Origin of the sequence: cf. Phormidesmis sp. LEGE 11477 (genome assembly GCF_015207105.1) — a bacterium.
In the GTDB taxonomy this organism is placed as follows: Bacteria; Cyanobacteriota; Cyanobacteriia; order Phormidesmidales; family Phormidesmidaceae; genus Phormidesmis.
Genome location: NZ_JADEXO010000022.1, coordinates 38,206 through 60,933 on the forward strand (window position 1 = coordinate 38,206; position 22,728 = coordinate 60,933).

Below are 22,728 nucleotides of genomic sequence, written 5' to 3' on the forward strand. Positions count from 1 at the left end.
AATCAAGGGAGCTGTTAGCTGAAGCTGTCGACTCGTCGAGAATGCAGAGACTCGGCTTTCTCAAAGCCTAAGCCTAAGCCGTCGAGAGTGTAGCTTGTGGGACTCGTAGATCTTCTAATAATTAGCTTTTGTTCATAAAGCCCTTACAACTTGATTTTGATTGACGCTTTCGAGCATAAGTATGTGATCTTGATCGCTTAAATGCTAAGAATTTTCTGTAGTTCTATTAGAGCTACAATAACTATTCCACATTCTTCTGAGCTAGCCTCGCTCTGACGTTCTGCAAGCTCAAGCTGTAGTACGATCACCATATTCAACAAATAATGAACGGCAATCTATCACCTTGGGTAAAAGAACTTAGGGTTGAATAGTGCGGTTAGTATAATTTTGACCAAGCTATTCGACAGACTACTTAGGAGAAGCAGGTCTCGGAGGTAGCATCTGTTTTTATGATCGCCCCAATGGCTGGTGCAGCAAGATCTTTGCGGTGGTTTAGGCTAAGAAAAAACATGTTCTTTTTTAGACAAAGGCGTTTATGATACGACGCTACTTCACAAAAGCAAAGCTTGAGGAAACTTTGGGGTTAATCGAGACTAAGATGCGCTGTAGCTTGGCTTTAGAGAAAATTAACCTTTCCGTCCACGCAATCGCACGATTCAAATATTATCCTAATAACGTCTAGGGTGCAAAGCCACATATAAAGCAACCAACTTTAGAATGCGATGTTCAAGCGTAATTCAAGCGCAATTAGCGCCTATTTCTGGAGCTAATCACTAGAAGATTGCAGAAGGTTTATCAAAAAACAGTATTCTGCCACGCTATATGACTTTCTAGTAAACATGCAGTAGTCGAGTCAGAAGAAAGCCTTTATACAACTAAAGTATCTAGAAGTTTTGATAGCCTGAGCGCGTCTGAAAGCGCATTTGGCTAGCTGCATCTTTTACTTCTGTACTCACTCCCTTCATTCTCAAAAAGCACTTTTATCTTCCACTATGAAAGACATTGCGGGCAGCACGCTAGAGACAGCATTCGATCTAGAATTTCTGAGTAATGTTTCAAAAATATTAACAAACGAGATAGGTGATAGAGACTTCACCGATTATTACCGATTCGAATTAGCTGAGAATAGTCTTGTTAGCCTTCTAGTCAGTGATCTCAGTCAAGATACAACACTTTTTTTGAGGAACAGTGATGGCAGTAGAGAGATTGCTCGTTCTGCTAATACGAGTACTGTAGATGAAAAGATTGAGCTGAATCTTAAGCCGGATGTCTACTTTCTGCACGTTAGTCGTACTGCGAATGGAGAAGCAACACCTTATAAGCTGACCGCACAGGCAACGTCGCTTGGTCCGACACCTGTGGACAATGCTGGTGAGATTCTAGATAAGGCAAAAGATCTAGGCGTGCTCAGTAGCCAGCCCAGTAGCGCTAGTGATTTCATCGGCAATTTTAACGGGCTTGTGAATGATACAGTTGATTACTACCGATTTGAGCTTGTCGAAAATAGTCAGATTGATATTAAGCTCCATGGACTGAGCGAGAATGCATCGCTGTTTCTATACAATAGCGATCTCACCAGAGAGCTGCGTCGCTCGACCAACTCGAGCAATATTGAGGAAGTTATCACAGGGAACTTCAAAGCAGGTATGTACTACCTGCGGGTCAATAGCAGTGATGGCACTACCTACAATCTAGAGGCTTCTGCTATTTCCCTAGGAGCTATTCCTGTAGATAAAGCTGGCGAAGATCGAGACGCTGCGAGGGACGACGGCAGCGGCATCGCCACCTACGATATCTACGTCTCCGTCAATGATGGCGACTACGAACTGTGGCTAGACAACACTGCCGATACCACAGTCACCTACACTGGCGAAGCCGGACGCACCTACCAGTTCTACAGCGTGGCCAAAGACAACGTCGGCTACACCGAAGACGCGCCGAGGACAGCTGATGCAACAACTACGCCAGTAGAAGCGATCGCTACCGTCGTCGCGACCACCTTCGATGTCACCAACGACCACGTCATCACTGGCCAAGCCAACGTCACCTTCACCTTGGCAAACCAAGGCACTACAGATGCTACTGATATCTCAGCTGCCATCGTCTATTCCAACGACGACATTATCGGTAACGAAGATGACTTGATTGTAGAGACAATTTCTATTGGAGATTTAGTGAGCGGAGGAGAGATAAACCAAAGTATCTCTGTTCAACTCTCTCGCGAATTGCTCAATAGCCGCGCACTCGCTGATGACGTCACAGGCCTCGGAAGTGGATACGTTTCTGAGAGCTATGACTATCTTGGGATTGTGATAGATCCTGACAGTGAAGCAAACAGTCCCCTGAATGCAGCTTCGCAGAAAGGTATGAGCACAGACGATATCACCTACTTTCCTTGGGATATCGACGGCAACGGATTAGTCACTCCAACAGATGCAATATTTGTGATTAATCGTCTAGGACAGTCAACACCAAAAGCTGATATTAGAGCTGACTTTGATGGGAATGAGCTGATTACGCCGACAGATGCGATCAGTGCCATCAATAGATTGGGTTACGGCATAAATAGCATTGTTTTTGAAAGTTTCAATTCATAAGACTAACCATGAGTAAACAATTCTCTCTGAATTCTAGTTCGACTTATACAATCAAGTCAGCAGATCTGATTTTATTTGATTTGCCAGGATTTTCACCCGTTGTCCACCGTTTTTGGACAATGATTGAAGTCTCTCCATTCGGTACGCAGAGATTAATCAAAGAAATACATGGACTAGGAACTAGCAGGAGCGACAATCTTCCTAGAGCGATGGGACTAAGAGTGCTAGATCATCAGATTGTTGCGCACGAATTTGTATATGAAAATAATGTTAGGGTTGGAGTGGATTCTCATAGCGGCAGTTGGAGTCGTATAGGAGAGAAGACAACATTAAGAGGGAATTACAACGGCTACCTAGGCTACAATCGTTCTGATGTAATCAACAGAAAAACTTTTGAGGAAGGTCTAACATCAGAGCAAGCTGAAGCCATATGGGGCAGAGGTCTTGAAGCTGGAAATAGTATTAACTCAGAAAATATCGACTATGAGCTTTACGGAATTGTAGGAAGAGGCACCAATAGCAATTCTACTCATTACACTGTTGGAGAGGCTATGGGAGCAGAAGTCCCCTTCTTTGAGGAACTAGACAGTGAGACCTGGGCTCCAGGAACAGGAGAAAATTTGAATGGTGGTTTTAGCTATCAGCCTACCGAAGAGGATATAGAAGAATATAAAAAGCGGGCTGAACTTCGTTCGAAGGCATCAAGTTTAGGTGGTCAAATAGCTTCTTATCTTGTTGATGATAATTTTGCCACTCAGCTTATAGCAAGATCTATGGGCTCAAGCGTTGGAGGTTGGGTTTACGATGTCAACGACGGTGTTTATGATCAATCACTTGATAATCTTGCTTCACCAGAACTCTACTTGACAAACTTAGTTTCCACGGCTGTAGCTCTAGGCAGCGAGGAACTATCGACGGCGATTATTGAGGCATTGAAGATCGAAGATGAGCTGTCTCAAGTTTTCCTGAGTATAGGAGTTAACACCCTTTCACAAGCAGTTATAAACTATGCCTTTACCTCTGCTGCCATAGAGTACTTTCCTCAATTTGCCGCAAAGTATCTAAGCATCGATAAAGTTGCAAATATTACTATTGATAATCTACAAGTTTCATTCAGCAGTGCATTAGCCTCTTACGCGGCCTCGTATGCTAGCAATGAACTATACGAGTCCCTAGTTCGCTGGAATATTATTAGCGAAAGCCAACTCAATGAGGGATCGGCAATAGGTGGGTCTGTAGGTGGAACAGTGGGAGGCTTAGTTGGCTCAGTCTTTCCAGTAATTGGTACTTGGGTAGGATCATTCTTAGGCTCAATAGCTGGCAGTCTGATTGGAGGTTTGTTTGGAGATGAAGATTTCCCAAGAGCAGCATATCTTATAAGTGTTTTAGAGAATGAATACGTCAATCAGTTCTCCTATGAATTAGATGATGGCAACACAGAGCTTGCCAAACAGATGGGAGACGCTGCACAACAGATTCTCAATCTATTTGCCGATGTCATTGATGGGCAGCTAATTGAGGCAGAGGATGTCTACTATGGTCATTACCTGGAAGATCTAGTCTATCAACCAGAAGATGACGCTCCGGGAAGAAGTAGCAGAGGTGGAAGAGTCAGCTTTGATGACGTTCAAGCCGCTATAGAAGCAGGTGCAGTTTATCAGCTTCAGAAAACTCTAGTAGAAGGTGGCGATCTATATATTAAACGCGCTCTCACTAATCTAGATGAACCAAGAGGAACACTAGAACAGCTCAATCAAACTTTCCAGGCTGCAAAAGAATACGGCGTCTACAAAGACAACCCATCCCTGTACCAAAATTACGTTGATGGACTAGACGAAAATGCTATCTCAGATGCAGACGAACGCATTATAGAACTGCGCTCACGACCTTGGGAACGTTTCGTTCCCCCCAGTCTCAATGAAGACATTATCATCGAAGCCTCCAAAGAACTCTCGGCAGAAACCATCGAGCTTTCTTTAGAAGAAAAAGATCTCGTCATTGATGGTAGAAGAGAACCCAATTGGGTCAACACCCAACCTAAAAATAAGCCACAGTTCATCCGTTTCAGCGATGGCAACTTGTACAACATCGTTGTATACACAGAAACTATCGAAATTCCTGGACTACTAGACAGCGATCCTGTCATCGTTACCGAAGAAACGAGAGTCAAACTAGAACTCTACACTCCAGATCCCACCGTTCGCGATCTCGGACTAGAGTTTTTGCCCTCCGAAGTAAACCTATCTCTTAATGGCAACAATCTTGTTATTGAAGGCGAAGTCATCTCTAACTGGCTCACCACCACAGAAGACCAACTAGAAATCCTTCGTTTTGCCGATGGCAGTCGCTTCCAAATTGTTGCTGAGAACGGAGCTGTACAGCTACAACACGAAGTCGTCGCCAACTGGAATGATACCCGCACCCAAGCCACAGCTCTCAACCTTGACACCCCTCAAACCTCAGACTATTACAAAGCCGCTGACGTCACCCAAATCATTCAAGCAAATGGTGGCACTGCTCAAGGCGAAAACGATAGTGACGACGTTTTAATTTCCTCCACAGCCACAGAAACCCTCAGCGGCGGCCTCGGCGACGATATTTATCGCTATAACCTCGGCGATGGCCCAGACACCATCCAAGACGCAGGCGGTGTAGATACCCTAGAACTCGGCAAAAACATACAGCTCGCCGACCTCACCCTCACCCAAAACGGCAAAGACCTAATTCTCAACATCTCAACGCCTAACAATGCCTCAAACCCTGCTGCTAACAGAATCACCCTCAAAAACATTGCCAACAGCCCAATTGAACTAATTCGCCTCAGCAACAACGAAGAATACCAACTCGACAATACCAGCGGTCAATGGCAGCTTGTCCCTACTGGCAGCATTCAATTCTCCAGTGAAGACAATACTACCCTTCAAGGCACTCTTAGCCCAGATACCCTTAGAGCCACAGGCGAAAACGCCACCCTAGAAGGCGGCGCAGGCAACGATATCTATCTCTATGCGTTAGGTGATGGTAACCTCACCACTATTTACGACACCGGAGACTACGAAGGCATTGTCCGAGATGGCGGTACAGATACCCTCGTTTTGGCAACCAACACCATTCCCCTTCTCAAGCTACAAGATAAAGACCTCATCATCTCTGTAGCCTACATTCCAGCCTCCTTCGAGACAGAAAGCAGTGATGCTACCCCACAGCCTGTCGAAATCAAAATCAAAGACTGGGCAGAAGAGAATAGCCGCATCGAATTCATTCGGCTTTCCAATGGCCAAGACTACGTTCCCACCATTCAACAAGATGGTTCTATAACCTTACAGCCCGCCAAAGTAGAAGGTGAGTCCACACTAGATGTACAGCTAGACGTTCCAGAAAGCTACGAACTTAGTAGCCGCAACCTGGCTGTTGTCGATTTGCGAGATGATGGCCTTCAGCTTATCTCTGCTCAAGACTCTTTCGCTATGTCGGACCAGGACGATGATGGCTCCCTAGAGCAAACCGGCTGGGTCTCTCCGTTAGATGGATTTCTTGTGCTTGACCGTAACAGCGATGGGCAGATCGCAGAGCTAGATGAGTTCATCTCCCTCACTGCTCAGTCAGACGTTACTCACATCAATGCTCTCAATACCAACGGCGACGATTTCCTCAACTACCAAGATACAACCTTCGACCAGCTCAGAGTCTGGACAGATAATAACGGCAACAACCGCGTTGAGTTAGGTGAACTTGCTGCACTACATCGCTACGGCATCGCAGATATATCGCTAATTAGCCAAAGTAAAAACTATGAGCTAGCTGGCAATCAGGTCACAGCCTCCGCCTACTTCACTCAGCTCGGCTATCGGTACCGCAACCGCTCCCAAATATTCGATGTCGCTTTTGCCTACAATCCAGACGGCGTAAAGCTAGAAGAACTAGGTAACGGCCTCAACCAATTCACTTTTGAAAACAAGCCAAATATTATCATTGCAGACAGCACAGCTAATGACCTGAATTTAGAAATCGATCCTGCCCTTACCTATTCCGTTACCGGTGGCGATGGCAACGATACGCTGCGTGTATTACCTGGCAGTACCGCAGGCGCTATCCTAAACGGCGGCGACGGCAACGATACTCTAATAGGTGGCGATGGATTCGACATCCTCAATGGCGCTGGGGGCAAAGACGTTATCAAAGGTGGCGGCGGCGACGATACGATCACTGTCGACCAAGACGACTTCCTGTTTGCCTTAGACGGAGGTGATGGATTCGATATTGTCACCATTGATGAGCGCGATCGGTTCCATCTGAAATTGAGCGATCGCAGCAACATCGAGTCCATCATTGGCAACAGAGCCGCTGACAAAATCACCTACAGTGGCAGCAACAGCGTACTTATTTCAGGCGGAACCGGCAATGACAACCTTACTGGAGGCGACGGTGATGACCAAATAGAAGGTGGAGAAGGTGATGACGAACTAGCAGGCAGTGGTGGTAATGATCTCTTGCTAGGCAGTATCGGTGAAGATCGCCTCTATGGAGGAGATGACGACGACCAGCTCTATGGGCAAGAAGGAGACGACTATCTAGAGGGTGGACAAGGCAATGACTACCTAGATGGCAGCATCGGTAACGACATTCTAGCTGGTGGCAATGGCCAAAACACTTATATCTTTGGTCGAGACTATGGCGTCGACACCATTGATGTCGACTACAACAATACGGGAATAGAAACCGTTAGTTTTAGAGCTGGTATCACGCTAGAAGATATTACCTTCTGGCGTAAATCTGACAGCGTATACGAGAGGGATAACCTCTACATCGCTATCAAAGACACCCACGATCGACTTATCATCAAAGACCAGTTCGCAGGCAGCAGATACGGCGTAGATCAATTCATCTTCGCAGACGGGACCACTTTGGAAATAGCTGATGTCAAAGCTCAGCTATTGGAATCTACCGACGGTGACGATAACCTGTTTGGTTACGACCGAGAAGCCAATGTACTTGACGGCGGTGCAGGTAACGACAAGCTAGACAGTGACTCTGGCGAAAATGTCTACGTCTTTGGACGAGGCTATGACATAGACACCATAACAACAAGTTACAACAGCAACGATGAAACGGTCAGATTCAACCTAGATGTTGCTCCAGCAGATATTATCTTCACCCGAAAATCAGGAGGTCTCAGCTTCATCAACAATCTTCAAATCAGCATTAAAGATACTCTCGACCAGCTGATTATTGAAGATCAATTTAGTAACGATGCTTACAGCATAGATCAGTTCGTCTTTGCTGACGGTACAATCTGGACAGAACAAGACGTAGAAGTACAGCTTCTTCAGTCTACAGACGGTGATGATGCCCTGGTTGGCTACACCGCTAGTGACGATGTTCTGCAAGGAGATGCAGGCAATGACACCCTAGATGGAAACTCTGGTCAAAATACCTATATCTTTGGCCGAGGTGATGGTGTCGATACAATCCTCTCAAACTATAACACTGGGGTTGACACGCTCAAATTCAAGGAAGACATTTCACCTGAGGATGTCTTGTTTCGGCGAGAGCATAGGAACACATCCCTGTCGCGTAATAAGCTCTATTTTGAAATTGAAGATACCAGTGATCAAATCATCGTCGAAAGTCAGTTTTTCTCTGGTGACAACTATGGCATAGATAAGGTTGTATTTGCTGATGGCACAACCTGGACTAGAGCATATATAGAAAGCCAACTGCTACAATCTACGGCTGGCGATGATATTCTCACCGCCTATCACGTAAGAGAAAATTCCCCTGAAAATTTACTTGATGGTGGGGCTGGAAACGATATCCTAAACGGGCGAAATGGCCAAAATATCTATCGCTTTGGTCGCGGCGATGGCGTTGATAGAATCACCTCAAACTACAACACTAGAGTAGACATCCTTCAGCTCAAAGACGATATCTCTCCAACAGACATCTCTTTCGCGCGAGTGCCAGGACAAAACGAACTCTACATCGCCATCAACAATACTGCTGATCGCATTATCATTGAGAATCAATTTTACGGAAACGGCTATGGCATTGACCAGATCGAATTCTCGAACGGAATCACAATTACTCGCAACGACATTGATACTATGTCGCTACCGGAATCTATTCCTGGGGACGATATCCTCATTGGCAATGAAGAAGAAAATACTCTGAGCGATGCTAGTGGCAATGATCTCCTTCAAGGTGGCGCTGGGGACGACGTTTATATCTTTAATAGAGGGCATGGTCAAGACACAATTGAAGAAGGCTTTAGAAGTCTAAATAGCTACTACGATATCGTTAAATTTGGTTCAGGCTTGACCCCTGAAACAATGGAAATTGTTCGAGAAGGAGATGACTTAGTCTTTATCGTTTCAAATACAACAGATCGTCTCACAATAAAAGACCAGTTTGATGCTTCTCATGATGTCTACTCAATCGAAGAATTTCAATTTGACGGTGGGAAGACAGTCTGGACGAAAGAAGATATTAAGCAGTATTTGCTGGCCGCTAATTCTACCGATGGTAACGACTTTATAGCTGGTTACTCAACAGGCATAAATAGTGAAACGCTAGATGGCGGGAGCGGTAACGATCTCCTAGAGGGAGGCGCTGGTGATGATACATACATCTTCAAGAAAGGGTATGGACAGGACATCATCAGTGATGGGTACGTAGGTCTCAATAGTTTTGACGACACCGTCAGCTTTGGAACAGGTCTGACTCCCGATACTATGAATATTTTCAGACAGGGCGATCATCTTATCTTTGATGCGAACGACACGCGCGATAGGCTTACTGTCGAAAATCAGTTTGATCAAGTATACGATATCTACGCAATAGAAGAGTTTAGCTTCAATAATGGAGCCCTTGTTTGGACAAAGGAAGATATCAAGCAGCATCTACTGGATCTAACTTCTACCGAGAAAGATGACCAGTTACTCGGATATTCGACAGGCATAAACAATGAAACGCTAGATGCCAAAGGCGGTAATGATCTCCTAGAGGGAGGTGCTGGTGATGATACATACATCTTCGAGCGAGGCTATGGACAGGACATAATACTTGAAGATTACTATGCTTTGAACAGTTACTTCGATACAGTCATATTTGGAGAAGGACTGACATTAGAGACTATGAACGTTTTTCGTCAAGATAACGATCTAGTCTTTAACGTTGAAGGAAGTGACGATCGCCTTACCATCAAAAATCAATTTGATTATGTCTATGAAATCATTTCAATCGAAGAATTCCAGTTCGATAATGGGTCTGCTGTCTTCACCAAAGACGAAATAAAGTCATACATTCTTAGCCAGAGTTCGACTTCTGGAGACGACCATATTGTGGGTTACTCCGAAGGAACTAATAACGAAACGATAGACGGTGGTTTGGGCAACGATGTTCTAGAAGGCGGAACTGGAGACGATACATACATCTTCAAACAGGGTTATGGACAGGACATCATTCGAGAAACTTACTATGCTCTAAATAGCTACTACGATACCGTTCAATTTGGAGCAGGTCTGACACCTGAAACTATGGAAATTGTGCGGAAAGGTAATGACTTAGTATTCAAAGTCAACGGTAGTAGCGATCGCCTTACTATAGAAAACCAGTTTGATAGGGTCGGTGAAGTCGATTCAGTAGAAGAATTTCAGTTTGATAATAGTGCAATTGTCTGGACAAAGGAAGACATTAAACGCTACCTGCTGGAAGTAAATTCTACAGAAGGAGACGATCATCTAGTTGGTTATTCCTGGACTGGTCATGACGATACCTTAGATGGCGGTGCTGGATACGATCTTTTGGAGGGCGGGTTCGGCGACGACACATACATATTCAAAGCCGGTTACGGAAAAGATACTATCCAAGAAGCCTCATATGGCTCAAACAGCTACTACGACACTGTTAAACTTGGGGTAGGACTAACACCCGAGACTTTAGAGATACTAAGACAAGGTGATGATCTAGTTCTTAAACTGAAAGGCGAGGAAGACGAGCTCACTATCAAAAGGCAGTTCGGTGCAGGGGAGTATTACGCTATTGAAGAGTTTCAGTTCGACGATGGCGCTACCATTTGGACTAAAGAAGATATAAAACAAGCTGCGACTACCGTGCTACCTGCACCTATTCTTGCTGCCACCTCCTTCGATGTTGTGAACGACCACATAGCCACAGGCGAAGCAACGATTACCTTCACTATTGAGAATAAAGGTACGGCTAACGCTACAGCCTTCGACGTCGGTATCATTCACTCTGATGACGACATCATTGGAAATGCAGACGATGTTTTTATAGATACCGTTACCATTGATAGACTGACTAGCGGTCAGCAATCAACACAAACGAAAACTGTTCAGCTTTCACGGGACGTTCTTAACGGTCGTGCTCAAGCAGACGACTTGATCGGGCTGGGCAGCGACCATGTTTCTGATAGTTACGACTATCTCGGTATCATCGTCGATCCCGACAGCCAGCTCAATGATGACGTCACACCTAATGACGTCCTGCAAGGAAAAGGCATCGACAAAGACGACGTCACCTACTTCCCTTGGGATATTGATGGGAATGGCATAATAACACCAACCGATTCTATATTCGTGATTAATCGTTTGGGGCAGTCTACACCTGCTGCCGATATTAAGGCTGATTTTGATGGTAATGGTTTGATTACACCAACAGATGCGATCGCCGCCATCAATCGATTAGGCTACAGCATCAATCCAGATGTCTTCGAGTAAATGGGTAGTCATCTCTGGAAAAGCATGTGTAAGCGTCTACATGATACTGACGCATGAGCAGCCTTAACCAAACAGTAGAAGAGCTTACGCAAGTCGAAGCCATAAACAGCTAAGTAGGTAGCCTAAATTAAATGAGGTTATCGAGCGATGTCTGGTAAAGGTTTCAACGATTTATAGCAGCATTTATATATGGCTACCTACTTAGTAATGCATCGATGCGGCAGGCGATTTCGCGACTGCATCAATGTATTACTAGCTGTTTTTCAAAGACGACTAGATAGTCTCGAACCGCCGCTCAACGCTGCCCGTTTGCTATAGGTTAGAAGTTACGCATTGACGTAGAAAAAACCGTTATGCTATCAAGCAAACATAGGATCAGCCCTATGTAGAAGAGTACAGTCAACCTAAGCCAGAGAATCGCTTCACCAGAAGTTGCCACGAGCCTGAAGTCACGCGAATACGCAATATCCAAGATACTTTATTTCTTTGGTCCCTTTTTCTGATTGCTAAGCAATCCTGTTTGATAGAGTTCAATCGCTCGTAGATGAGCGGCTGGGTCATTCTTATTATGCAACCAGTCTTTGATGAGTTCGAGGTTGTATCGAACACAACGGCTGTTGATCCTTACCCAGTGAATTCCTTCAATCCACTCACCGTTTAGTCGGTACTTTTTGAGCGTGGAACTGCTGAGATTTAGGCACTCAGTTGCCTGTCGCTTACTGATGAAGAGAAGCATAATGATAACGCTTGAATTGTTTGCTTAGGTCGCAAGCGCAGACAGCTACTAGTTCTGTTCGATCTCGGAGCTTCGTGACGGACTCCGTTGCTGAGACTGTGCTTGCTTTTGCTGTTGAACGGTCTTTAGCACCGTAGAGCGCACGTACTGGCTCATCGGTGCTAAAGGCACGCTGCGTTGATGCACCTGGTGTTGAAGATAGGGGCTTTGATGGAGAATGCCGACCGTTTGCTTGGGTGAGTTCCCCGACCTAATCGACAGTGATGCGACAGCATCATCGAGTTTGACAGCAGCCCAGTCATTTTCGGCAAAGCGGTGGTAGAGCGTGTTGTAGTCCAGATTAGCTTCGCCGGTAACGCGCCTAGCCAAATCTAAATATTGCTGCCTTGCGGCTTTGCCCGCTTCGTTGCTGGGTTTCTTCGGTTCTAGCCCCATGGAATTCCCTACCTACGCGGCAATTTCGGAGTTGTCAAAGAGGTCGCCGAGTAGGGCTTCCTCATCGAAGTCAACGCCCTCATTGATGCTGGGTGCTGGTTTCGAGACAGCATTGCTAACAGCGTTGGTTGTTTGAGCGGTGACATTCTCAACCGCTGATGCTGGAAATGCACCACTAGCGACAAACTCTTGAACGACTGCTGTTGCAACCGAGCGCATCTCCTGCTGAAGCTGAGCTGGATTGGCTGTCGGTGCTTGAGGAGCCTCTATGCCGAAGGTTTCGCGGATGAGATCGATTTGTTGGGATAAGGTATCGATAGATTCTTGTGCGATCGCAATCTTCTCCTCATCACTCAACTCTTCCTTTTCCTGATAGGCAAACGGTTGCCAGAATGCTGCGATCGCATCCAAGCCCTTATGCTTACCCTTTCGACTCGGCAACTTGTCGCTTTTCAAAAGATACTTGAAAGTTTCCCCAATTGGCGTACTGCGGTCTGCGTTGTAAGCAAACTGGATACGCTGTCGGTCACTAGTGCTATGGGGAGAACGTGGACGAGCCATGGTGAATGCGAGTGGAACTAAAGTTTTCAGGATTCAGCAGCTTGGTTTGTTAGGTAGGTACTTTGGTTAGTTTACCGATAAGTCCTTGGAATAGACCATAGCAGTCAGACATTCGTAACGGAATCGACGAATTCTGAGCAGCTTCTGGTAACTGGCTAACCACATCGGTTAGCTGAGGCTGTAGTTGGTCTGCGTAGACTAGGCGACCGCTCAATCCCAAGGACTCAAAGTAATCTGCTATCTCTGATTGAATGATGCCAGCACCGCCACCGCTGAGAATGATGTCTACTGTCCCATCAGTGAGCTGTCCTAGCAAATTGTCTTGTAGGTAGACGCTGACTGCTTGCCAATAAGTTTGTCGGACGAAGTTGGCGTAGGTTCCAAAGTCGAAGAGCCCTGCTTGTGCTTGGGAAATTTGCTGGGACTTCCTAGTGACGAGTGCAGACATCAGTCCAGCATAGTCAGTCGGCGGTACCCCGGCTGAGCGAGTCGCCTTCTCAAAGGCGGGCCAGAAGCCAGGGCCATCAGAATTAGAGCGACCGGCGCGAAGAGATCCGCCTTCAAAACAGAGGATGGACAGGTTACGATGCCCCATCATTAGGATGAGAGTCCGCCGCCCGGCGATAGATTGACTACTTTTCTCTAGCTGCTTTTTGCGGTTGAGATAAAGTCCAAAGCCTTCAGGGAAGAACTTTAGAATCGGCTGTACGTCCTGCTGGCGATCGCGGCAGATGAAGCCCTGTTCGCAGATATCGTAGAACTTAGCAGCGATCTGCTCGCGGGTTCTAATTTCTGTTAGCGGTAAGGGCAGCCAAACGAAGGCTTTGTAATGGCTAGGCAACTGTTCTAGTTCAGCGATAACGCCGAGTGCTGCTGCAATTTTGTAAGCTGCCTTGTCAGACTTGTTCGCACTCAAGCTAGTGTTATCCAAAAAGGCCTTAGCTGATTCTCCAACCAAAACGATTTCCGAACCGATCTCTAACCAGGCACTGTCTTGAGGGCGATGCTTACTGCCGATGCTAGGTAAAGCCGATTCGTTTAGACCATTGGCAACGGCAGCATCCATCCAAAGTGGCACAGCCTGTCCGGGGTGAACCCGATAGAAGAACTTAGAGGCTGAAGCACCAATGTCTCCAGCAAGGTGAATAGTGGGCGTACCCACAGTAATTTGTGTCATAGCATTTTGAAGCGAGCTACACCGCAATATTAATCGCGGCCTCATAGATTCGGTTCTTCATGGTTAATAAAAATATACGTTTAACCAAAATATTATTTTTTGCAAATATTGGTTATATTGTTGAGGTGAGCGGTAAATCTCGGCTACGGTGCTACGCCCTTTTGGGGGCTTCGCCGGAAATACCACACAGGACGCCAGATTGCTGGCAAAAAAACTCGTAAACCCCGCAGCGCAATCGGTTTAAGGATTTTTATTGTTTCGACTACTTATTCGCACCGTTTCAGACGCGAATTGCCATGCTGTCTACAAGCAATCTTTCGGCTGCCCAGGCCGAGAACTATTTCGTCAAAGATGACTACTACACCGAGGAGGAGCAGCATGAGGCTTCGTTTTGGCTAGGGAAGGGTGCCAGTAATTTAGGGCTAACTGGCACAGTGGAGAAGGCGGTATTTGGTGAGCTACTGAGCGGGACGGGACCGAATGGTGAGGTGCTTTCGGGAAAGGAGATTGACCCGAAGAAGCGGCGAGCGGCGACGGACTTTACCTTTAGTGCGCCAAAGAGTGTGAGCATTGCGGCGTTGGTGCAGAAGGATGAGCGGGTGTTGGCGGCGCATCATCAGGCGGTGGCGAAGGCATTGTCTGTGTTGGAAGAGCGGTATGCACAGACTAGGATCTCAACTGAGATGGGTCGGCAACGGCTGACAACAGGAAACTTGATTGCAGCGGTGTTTCCCCATGCGACAAATCGGGAGGCGGAGCCACAGTTGCATAGTCATTGTGTGGTGATGAATGCGACACAACTGCCGGATGGACAGTGGTTTAGCTTTGCGAATGAACAGGCGATCGCAAACAAGAAACTCTTGGGTCAGATTTATCAGAATGAGTTGGCGATCGCGCTTCAAAAACATGGCTATGTCATTGAGCCAAAAGCCCATGGCCAGTTCGAGCTAGTCGGCTATTCAGCTGAGCTACTCAAATTGTTTTCTACACGTCGGCAGCAGATTGAGGCGTTGGTGGCGCTGTGGAAAGCAGAGGGGAAAACAGTTTTCAGCGAGGACGGGCAAGTGTTGAGATCGCGGCTAGCACTATATGAGGCGGCGGCGCTGAAGTCTCGCAAACGCAAGCCGACACCGATGCAGCCTGAGCAATTGAGGCAAGGATGGAATGCTTTGGCGCAGGTAGAAGGATTGGCGCTACCTGAATTGCCGACAGCAAATTCGAGATGGGAGCAAGCAGATCAGGTTGAAGCGATCGCCTCGGATGTAGAGGCTGCAAGCACTCTGTCCAAAACGCTGTCTAAACCGGATATCGAGCCTGCGATCGCACATTGCAGTGAGCGAGAAGCGGTATTCAGACGAACTGCGTTGGAGCGGTTTGCGTTGGAGCATCAGCTAGGGCAGCAAAGCTTTGATCAATTACAGGCGGCGATTGAGGGAAGTTCTGAGCTGATTAGGATTGATGAAACGCGGATGACCACTCAGGCGGCGATTCGGTTGGAGCTAGAAACGATTCGATTGATGCAGGGAGGGCAGGGACAGGTAAAGGAGATCGCCTTGCCGGAAGAGATTGAGCAACTGTTGGGAAAGTCCCCACTGACAGCGGAGCAGCGACAGGCAATTTTGCAGACACTGACCTGTTCAGATTCTGTGATGGCTTGGCAAGGATCGGCTGGGGCGGGAAAGACTTATACACTGAATGAGTTAAAGCTGATTGCCCAGGATAAAGGTTTGCAGGTGAGAGGGTTCGCGCCGAGTGCGGAGGCGGCTCATACTTTGGGCGAGTCGCTGAAGATTGAGACGAGTACGGTAGCGGGATTGCTGGTTTCATCAGTCGAAGAAGAGACAGCACCAGCAATTTGGTTTGTAGATGAGGCAGGGTTGCTGAGTATGAAGGATGCTCACGCGCTGCTGATACGGGCGCAACAAGAAGGGGCCAGGGTGTTGCTGGTGGGCGATACGAAACAGCTTTCGGCGGTAGAAGCCGGTAATCCATTCAAAAGTTTGCAGGCTGGCGGTATTGCTTTGGCTCGGTTGGACCACAGCTTGCGGCAAAAGACGGAGGAGTTGAAGCTGGCAGTGCGGCTGATTTCTGAAGGGAACGTGGCACGAGGGATTGACGTGCTGGAGCAGGCGGAATGTTTGCATCTTGAGCCTAAGTTGAGCGGTCAAATTAACCAAATGGTTAGTGATTATATCTCACTCTCACCAGGGGCACGTGAGGAGACGCTGCTACTGGCCGGAACGAATCAGGAAAGGGGCGTCCTGACAGCTCAATTACGACAGGCGCTTCAGACAGAGGGAAGTTTGGGTGAGGACGCTTTGAAGTTGCTGAGTCTGCGGCGAAAGGATTTGACCACGGTGCAAGCTCGCTATGTGTCGGCTTATGTGGCGGGAGATGTACTGATTCCGACTCAGGATTACAAGAAGCAGGGACTGGTGAAGTATCAGCAGTATGTGGTGAGAGGTGTTGATAAGGAAGCTAATCAGCTGGTGGTGGAGACGGTTGCCGGGCAGTTACTGAAGATTGATCCAGCGCGGTGCGATCGCAAAACAGTCTATCGAGTTCAACCCATAAATATTGCCGTGGGAGACAAGCTGCGATGGACTAAGAATGACCGGGCAGCGAAAACACGTAATGGGCAACAGTTCACTGTGGCAGAGATTGATGCCGCTGGGAAAGTGATGGCGGTGGATGAGTTGGGCCAGGGCCGATGGTTTGACTTATCGGGGCGATCGCATGTGGATTATGCCTGGGTAAGTACGACGTATGGGAGTCAGGGGAAAACGGCTGAACGGGTGCTGGCGTTGATGGGTGAAAAAACGACGAATCGAGAGGCATTTTATGTGGCGGTGTCTCGGGCAAAGCATGGGCTAAAGCTGTACACGGCAGATAAGCATGAGCTGATTCGCAAGGCGCAGGTTTCTAGGGCGAAGGAGAACGCGAGTGATTATGTTTTGTTAGGACAAAAAGGAGAGACGTATGGCAAGACCCAGAAAGAGAATTGTGGAGGAGAAGGCCCCAGTACTGACGGTGGAGATATTGGGCAGCGTGTTGGAGACGGCGTTGGAGAGTGCCTTGCGGCGGAGTTTGCAGGCGAGCTTTCAACCCGTGCGGGAAGAGGTGAGCGAACTCAGCCAACGGGTGAGTTTACTGGAACAGGAGATGCAGGGTTTGACGGCGAGCTTGAATTGGTTGCCGACATCCTTAGCCAGCAGGTTGAGTCACTTTATTGTGCAGTTGCAGAGTATGTTGAGCAATCAGAATTCATCGAATGCGAAGGACTCTTTGCAAGAGCAGTTGAAGCAGTTGATTTCGGCTTTGAGCAGTTGGAACGCGCAGCTAAAAACAGAAATAAACTCGCAGCAGCGGTTGATCGATTCGATGCGGCAGTTGGAAAACAAGCTGGAGAGTATCGAGGCGGACAGGAATCCGTTATCGACGAAGTAGAGCAGTCACACCTGGCGAGTCAGGTTGTAGCTGAGAGGCAAGCTGACTCGATAGGGAAGAGTCAGCGTGAGGTTTATATCAAGCTATGGAATGACTACAGTGAGGGTGTTCAGGCTGAGAATGCTGTCAAGTTGGATCTATTGGTTGGACGGGCAGCGGTTAAGGATGGGCGTAGTCGAAAAGAAGTTTGGCTGATGTTGACTGCGGGCAGCACGATAGTGAAGCAGATTCGTGAGATGCAGGGAGCGAAGGAGGCGATGAATTACATCAGAAAAACGCTGACTGCTTGCCAACAGAAGCAGCCAACCAATTCAGCGAATAGCCGAAAACAATCCCGACAACGTATTGAGATAGGAGATTGAGTAAGCTGCTTGTAGGTTACTGATTTATTTGTGTCCTACAAGCAGGCTAAAAAATCAGGCGTCTATCAAGAGACTAGGCTCGTCGTAATACGTCACGAAGACGCGCTTTTTAGCCCTAGTTGCGGCTACATGCAGTAGGCTACGCTCACTATCGATAAAGTGTTGCTTAGCAGTTTCGTCTGAGCAGTGGATTAAGGCTGAGTTCAAAGGAATGGTGTCTTTCCCTAGTGCGGGTAGAAGCATGTAATCGAACTGTAGTCCTTTTACTCGGTGCATGGTGGCTAATCTGACGCCGCTGTCCGAGGGGTTGTCTGGTTGGTTGCGGTGAACTTTTTTGACGGTGATATTTTTTCCCTTGAGTGCTGTGAAGTACTGATCGACTAAGGCATTCGTGCGGACGGAAAGACAAATACCTGCCGTGTGGTGCTCAGATGACTGTATGTCAGTGATTACCTGAGCGAGATAGTCTACTTCTTCTTGAAATGTCTGGAAACCCTTGATGATAGGTTCTTCGCCATGCATTAGGGAGCGATAGTCTTTGAGTGAATCTACGCCACCATCTAAATCATCGACTGTGACGCTATTGAGCACAGCAGTAGCCCAGCGTCTGGTTTCATCAGTGGTTCGGTAGTTGAGGCGTAGTTTGCGGGCTCGACCACGTATGTCGATACCACAATGGCTAAGCGTGACGACTTTACCGTAAATACGTTGGTGGGCGTCGCCTGCAATGAAGAGATCGTTTTTATCAGAGTCTCCGGCGATCGCACGAATTAAATTGAAAGCTGCTGGACTCATGTCCTGAGCTTCATCCACAATGACAGCTCTGTAGGGGAAGGAATCTGCTCCCTTTTCTTTAATCAGCTGGGCAACATCTTGCATCGCGTCGTCAGGCTCTCGAAGGCCCTGTTCTCTGAGCAGATTTCGATACTCCTCAAACACAGGCCATAGTGACTGGCGTTGCTTGCGACTTAAGCGGGTGCCTCGTCCTACTCGCCGAGCCTGAAGGTAATCGCGCAAGATTTGGCAGTTTTGAGATAGAACAACATCGCGCCATTCTTCCTGGTAAAACCTGAGAGGAAAGCCTAGTTCAGTCGGGGCTAATGTGTATGCCTCTTCCCAATGCTGGTCGGAGGCTTCTCCGTAGGCAAGGCGAAGATCTACGCCTTCTTGGCGAAGAAACTCTGCGACCCAAGCGTCCAAGTTAATCACTTCAATGCGGCGCATTTGTTCGGGAGAACAGATTGATCTCAGGTTAGCTTCGATATCGACGGCTAGATTTTTTGTGAAGGTAGTGAAGAGTATGCGATCGCTAGAATCATTAAATCGGTTCTGAGCTAGCCACTTTGCCCGATGCATTGCTACAACGGTTTTGCCGGTACCGGCTCCGCCGAGGACGCGCACTGACCCACTCCAATCGCGTTCGACGAGCTTGCGTTGGGTCGGATGAAGGAAAACGCGCCATTTTTCGAGAGGGGCAGCGAGCATTTCATCGAGCGCGGTATCGTCGGTGATGACCATGAAGCGACTTAAGCTGTCGTCGTTCTGTAGGGCCGTTTCAAGGTCGTCAGGATTAATCGGCTGAGGCGCTTGCGATTTTTCTAACTGACGGAAAACAGTATCTAGCTTATAGTCGGCAGCTAGCATCAAGATGGCATCGCTAGCTTCACGAGGCAGGTGAGGTAAAATCTGTTCTACATCTTCATCGGTGACAACTTGCCGGAGCGCAGGGAGCAAAATTTCAGGAACGCCCAAACGCATTAGGTGTTTGTCTTTGATGTTTTCAAATCGGCCAGTGATACAGCTAGGATTTTGTTGGCTGAGCTTTTCAGCCGTCGTCGCGGCCTCTTCAATATCAACAATCTGAAGTGCGCCGGATACTTCGTTGACTACGCAGGTTCTGCGTTTTGCCCAGTTGTAGGCGTCATCGTGTTTATCGACCCACAGCAAAAGATAAACACTGCCTTTATTGGGTTTTAGCACGATTGCTCGATGCGCCTGATCGATCCGCACAGACTTCATGTTTTTATCTTTGCTGCCTTGGATGGATTCGTAGTTGAGGCCGGGGCGGGTGGGATCTTGGCGGAAGCGGTTGATAAACTCAGAAATTTTACCCTGGGCCTTGCGAGGCAGTCGGCTGTAGGCATCGAAGAAATCGTCTGAAATTGCTAGGCGAAAATTTTGTTGCAGGCTCATTTAGGCGTCTCCTGTTAACTTACTGGCGATGGTCTCGAAGGTGTTGGATAGTTCTTCTGGGCTGATGGCTAGCCAACCGCTAGTGGAAAATATGGCGCGATCGCTAGCAGTTAGCACGATGGCAAGACGGTCTTCAATCCAGGCTAATTCTGCGATCGCAATCACGGTCCCTTGCGAGTTCGTCAGCTCGTATCCAGCCTCGGGTAGTGGCCAGTGGGCCTGCTGCATTTTGGCGATCGCAGGTAGCAGCGAGTCTTCTAGGACTAGCGCCTTCAGCTCTTCCCAAGACGGATCGGGAACAATGGTCTTCGCTTGAGCTGAAAAGAGCTTTGGCAGTAAGACAGCGCTCAAGGAAGTTGATGCGGGCGTGCAAACATAGATGTGAGGTAAAAACTGGTAGAGATTAAGCAGTCGTAGGGTTTCATTCCAACTCTCTTTCAAAACTGTTGTTTCTGCCGATGGCGTATCGTTTAGCCGCAGCAGGACAAAGCTGCCGGTAGCGTCGGCGTGTTGGTGGCGCGTCAAGTCTGCGGCACCCCAGATCGTCAGCATGGGAGAGACTGGCACTTCAGCATTTAAGAACTTTTCAGGCGTCTCCCAGTAATCCAGAGGTTCTGAGCCTAGCTGAGACTGGATTTGTTCAGACCATTGCTGATGAAGCGCGGCGCTCTTTAGGGAACTGGGATTAGCTTGGGCAAAGGTTCGCAGCATTGCCCAGCGTTGCCACTGCTCAGCATCTGGCTTCGCTAGATAAGTCATCAACCACTCAAAGCTGTTGAGCGATTCTAAGGGCTGTAGGTCGGTGCATTGATATTGCTGGTAAACCTGGAGTTGGCCCTGAAGAAACTTAGCGTTGAGCTGGCAGGTTAGGCCGTCTAGTCGGCCATTTAGACGGGTGGGTGTGAGATTGGATTCTATCTGACTGGCGACATCGTCCCAGGTCAGTGACCAGCAGTGAAACTGGCCACTGCGAATGATGGCCAAACGCTGCTGCAAGTCTTCGCCGATGCGGTCTTTGTGGTATTCCCAGCCGTCGGTGAAGATGACAATCGGACGGCTATTCATGCGGTTAGAGGCCGGTCTGAGCACGAAGTCTGCTCTGGAAGGAATGGCTACGCCGTCGCTTGGGCCTAGCGAAACCTGAGTTTCGATAATCCAAGAGAATTCGCCGACTTTGAGGAAGTACCCGGTTCGACCTTTAATAATATCGTTGCGTAGCTGGGGCGAGTTTCCTCCGTCTGTCTTGTTAGTGGACGCTTTGCCGCTGTAGCGCCGAATTGCTTCGATAAAGCGGCGTTCTAGCTCACTTTCAAAGTTGCTGTTCAGGCGGATGGCCGAGAGTCCTTCTTTGGTTTCTTCGAGTTGGGGCCAGTGTTTGGCGATGGTGCCGAGCAAATCTCTGGCCCATTTGCGGCTAGTTTGGTCTTGGTCAAAGCTGTTGCGGTAGGCAAACAAGCAGCTATAGCACCCATCGTCGCATCCACAAGATCTGAGGACGGCCAGCGCCTGATTAAAGACATCACCTAGAGAATCAGGGTCACGGATGAGCTGCCTTAGGTAGCCGGTTCCGCCTGGAATGCTGTCGTAGAGGTACAGGAATGACTTACGTAGGCTGGAGTTGGGCTGGGGCTCTTCGCTGATTAACGTGCGTAGGTGATCGACTTTGCCACCAAACTTTCGCTGGAGGCCGAGCTGTAAGGCAGCGATGAATGAATGCAGTCCCTGGGGTGTCCAGAACTTTTCATCTGGCATGAGAAAACGAATCGATTCAGATCGAAATTCTCGATAGAGATATAGTACGTCTATGGCTTTAGTCTGTTCGGGTTTATCTCGCCACTGGCAGTTGATCATATGATCTTTGGCTGTGAATTTATCTGCCTTGCCGCGCATCACTTTGCCGCAGCTGTGACAGACCTTGAATCCTTTTGTGGTAAAGCGTTGACCGGAGAGAGAAACTGATTCTCCATTGGCCAGTGATTCGCCTAGATTGATTTCTCGAAAGGTGGTTTTCGAGATGTATTCAAACCCAAAGGGGAATTCCTTTTCTTTGGCCTGTTCTTTGGCTCTCTCTTTGACTAAAAATGTTTTTTCACGGTAGGCCGGGTCGAAGTCTACGAGTAAATGGCGTTGGAAGAAAGCTGAATTGCGATCTTCACTATCGTCGCCGAAGCGGCTACCTTTGTCGGAAGTTGTGGCCATGACCTGCCGAAGACGCAGCATTCGCCGTAGCTGGCCTTGGTCACTCCACATGGCATCGCTACAGCGTGGGCAAGCTTTGGTGTTCGCTTCGGGCTCCATGGCTTGGATGGCGTAGTTGCAGCTTCGACAAATGCGCCAGTCTTCAGGTTCTGAAAGCCAGCCCTTTCAAGGTGCTTTCTTTTCGGCTTTAGCTTTGGCGAGTAGTCGAGCGGTAGAGACATGCGGCTTCTTTTTGTCGTACTTAGGCTTGGGTATCTTTTTCTTTGGCCCTCTAGGATGGGAG

The 22,728-nt window shown here is 47.9% G+C and carries 9 protein-coding genes; 3 read left to right on the forward strand and 6 right to left on the reverse strand.

From position 1 onward, the window contains the following. Positions 1–992: 992 nt before the first annotated feature. Positions 993–2,597, forward strand: coding sequence for a pre-peptidase C-terminal domain-containing protein (locus IQ256_RS08995; protein WP_193855201.1), 1,605 nt, complete (start codon positions 993–995; stop codon positions 2,595–2,597). Positions 2,598–2,605: 8 nt separating this feature from the next. Further along, positions 2,606–11,335 (forward strand): calcium-binding protein, encoded by an 8,730-nt coding sequence (locus tag IQ256_RS09000; protein ID WP_193855202.1) that lies wholly within the window; start codon positions 2,606–2,608, stop codon positions 11,333–11,335. A 478-nt stretch (positions 11,336–11,813) separates the two neighbouring features. Here the strand turns inward: IQ256_RS09000 and IQ256_RS09005 are convergent, their stop codons facing one another. From IQ256_RS09005 to IQ256_RS09020, 4 genes are read right to left on the reverse strand one after another with little or no spacing between them, the layout of a single operon-like run. Then, on the reverse strand, positions 11,814–12,071 hold the full coding sequence (locus IQ256_RS09005) for a hypothetical protein (protein WP_193855203.1): 258 nt from the start codon (positions 12,069–12,071) through the stop codon (positions 11,814–11,816). Between the two features lie 48 nt (positions 12,072–12,119). Then, positions 12,120–12,506, reverse strand: coding sequence for a hypothetical protein (locus IQ256_RS09010; RefSeq protein ID WP_193855204.1), 387 nt, complete (start codon positions 12,504–12,506; stop codon positions 12,120–12,122). Between the two features lie 12 nt (positions 12,507–12,518). Beyond that, positions 12,519–13,067 carry a hypothetical protein gene (locus IQ256_RS09015; RefSeq protein ID WP_193855205.1) on the reverse strand — a complete coding sequence of 183 codons (549 nt, stop codon included), beginning with the start codon at positions 13,065–13,067 and terminating at the stop codon, positions 12,519–12,521. A 49-nt stretch (positions 13,068–13,116) separates the two neighbouring features. Then, entirely contained in the window at positions 13,117–14,244 is a 1,128-nt protein-coding gene (locus IQ256_RS09020) for a ParM/StbA family protein (RefSeq protein WP_193855206.1), read from the reverse strand. 296 nt (positions 14,245–14,540) lie between these two features. On the opposite strand from IQ256_RS09020, the gene mobF reads away from it, so the two are divergent. After that, positions 14,541–18,053: a MobF family relaxase gene (gene mobF, locus IQ256_RS09025; RefSeq protein ID WP_193855207.1), complete on the forward strand. Its 3,513-nt coding sequence runs from the start codon at positions 14,541–14,543 to the stop codon at positions 18,051–18,053. Between the two features lie 54 nt (positions 18,054–18,107). Here the strand turns inward: mobF and IQ256_RS09030 are convergent, their stop codons facing one another. Both IQ256_RS09030 and IQ256_RS09035 read right to left on the reverse strand, forming a co-directional pair. Next, positions 18,108–20,246: a UvrD-helicase domain-containing protein gene (locus IQ256_RS09030; RefSeq protein ID WP_193855208.1), complete on the reverse strand. Its 2,139-nt coding sequence runs from the start codon at positions 20,244–20,246 to the stop codon at positions 18,108–18,110. Further along, positions 20,247–22,544 (reverse strand): DUF1998 domain-containing protein, encoded by a 2,298-nt coding sequence (locus IQ256_RS09035; RefSeq protein WP_228024709.1) that lies wholly within the window; start codon positions 22,542–22,544, stop codon positions 20,247–20,249. Positions 22,545–22,728: the final 184 nt, after the last annotated feature.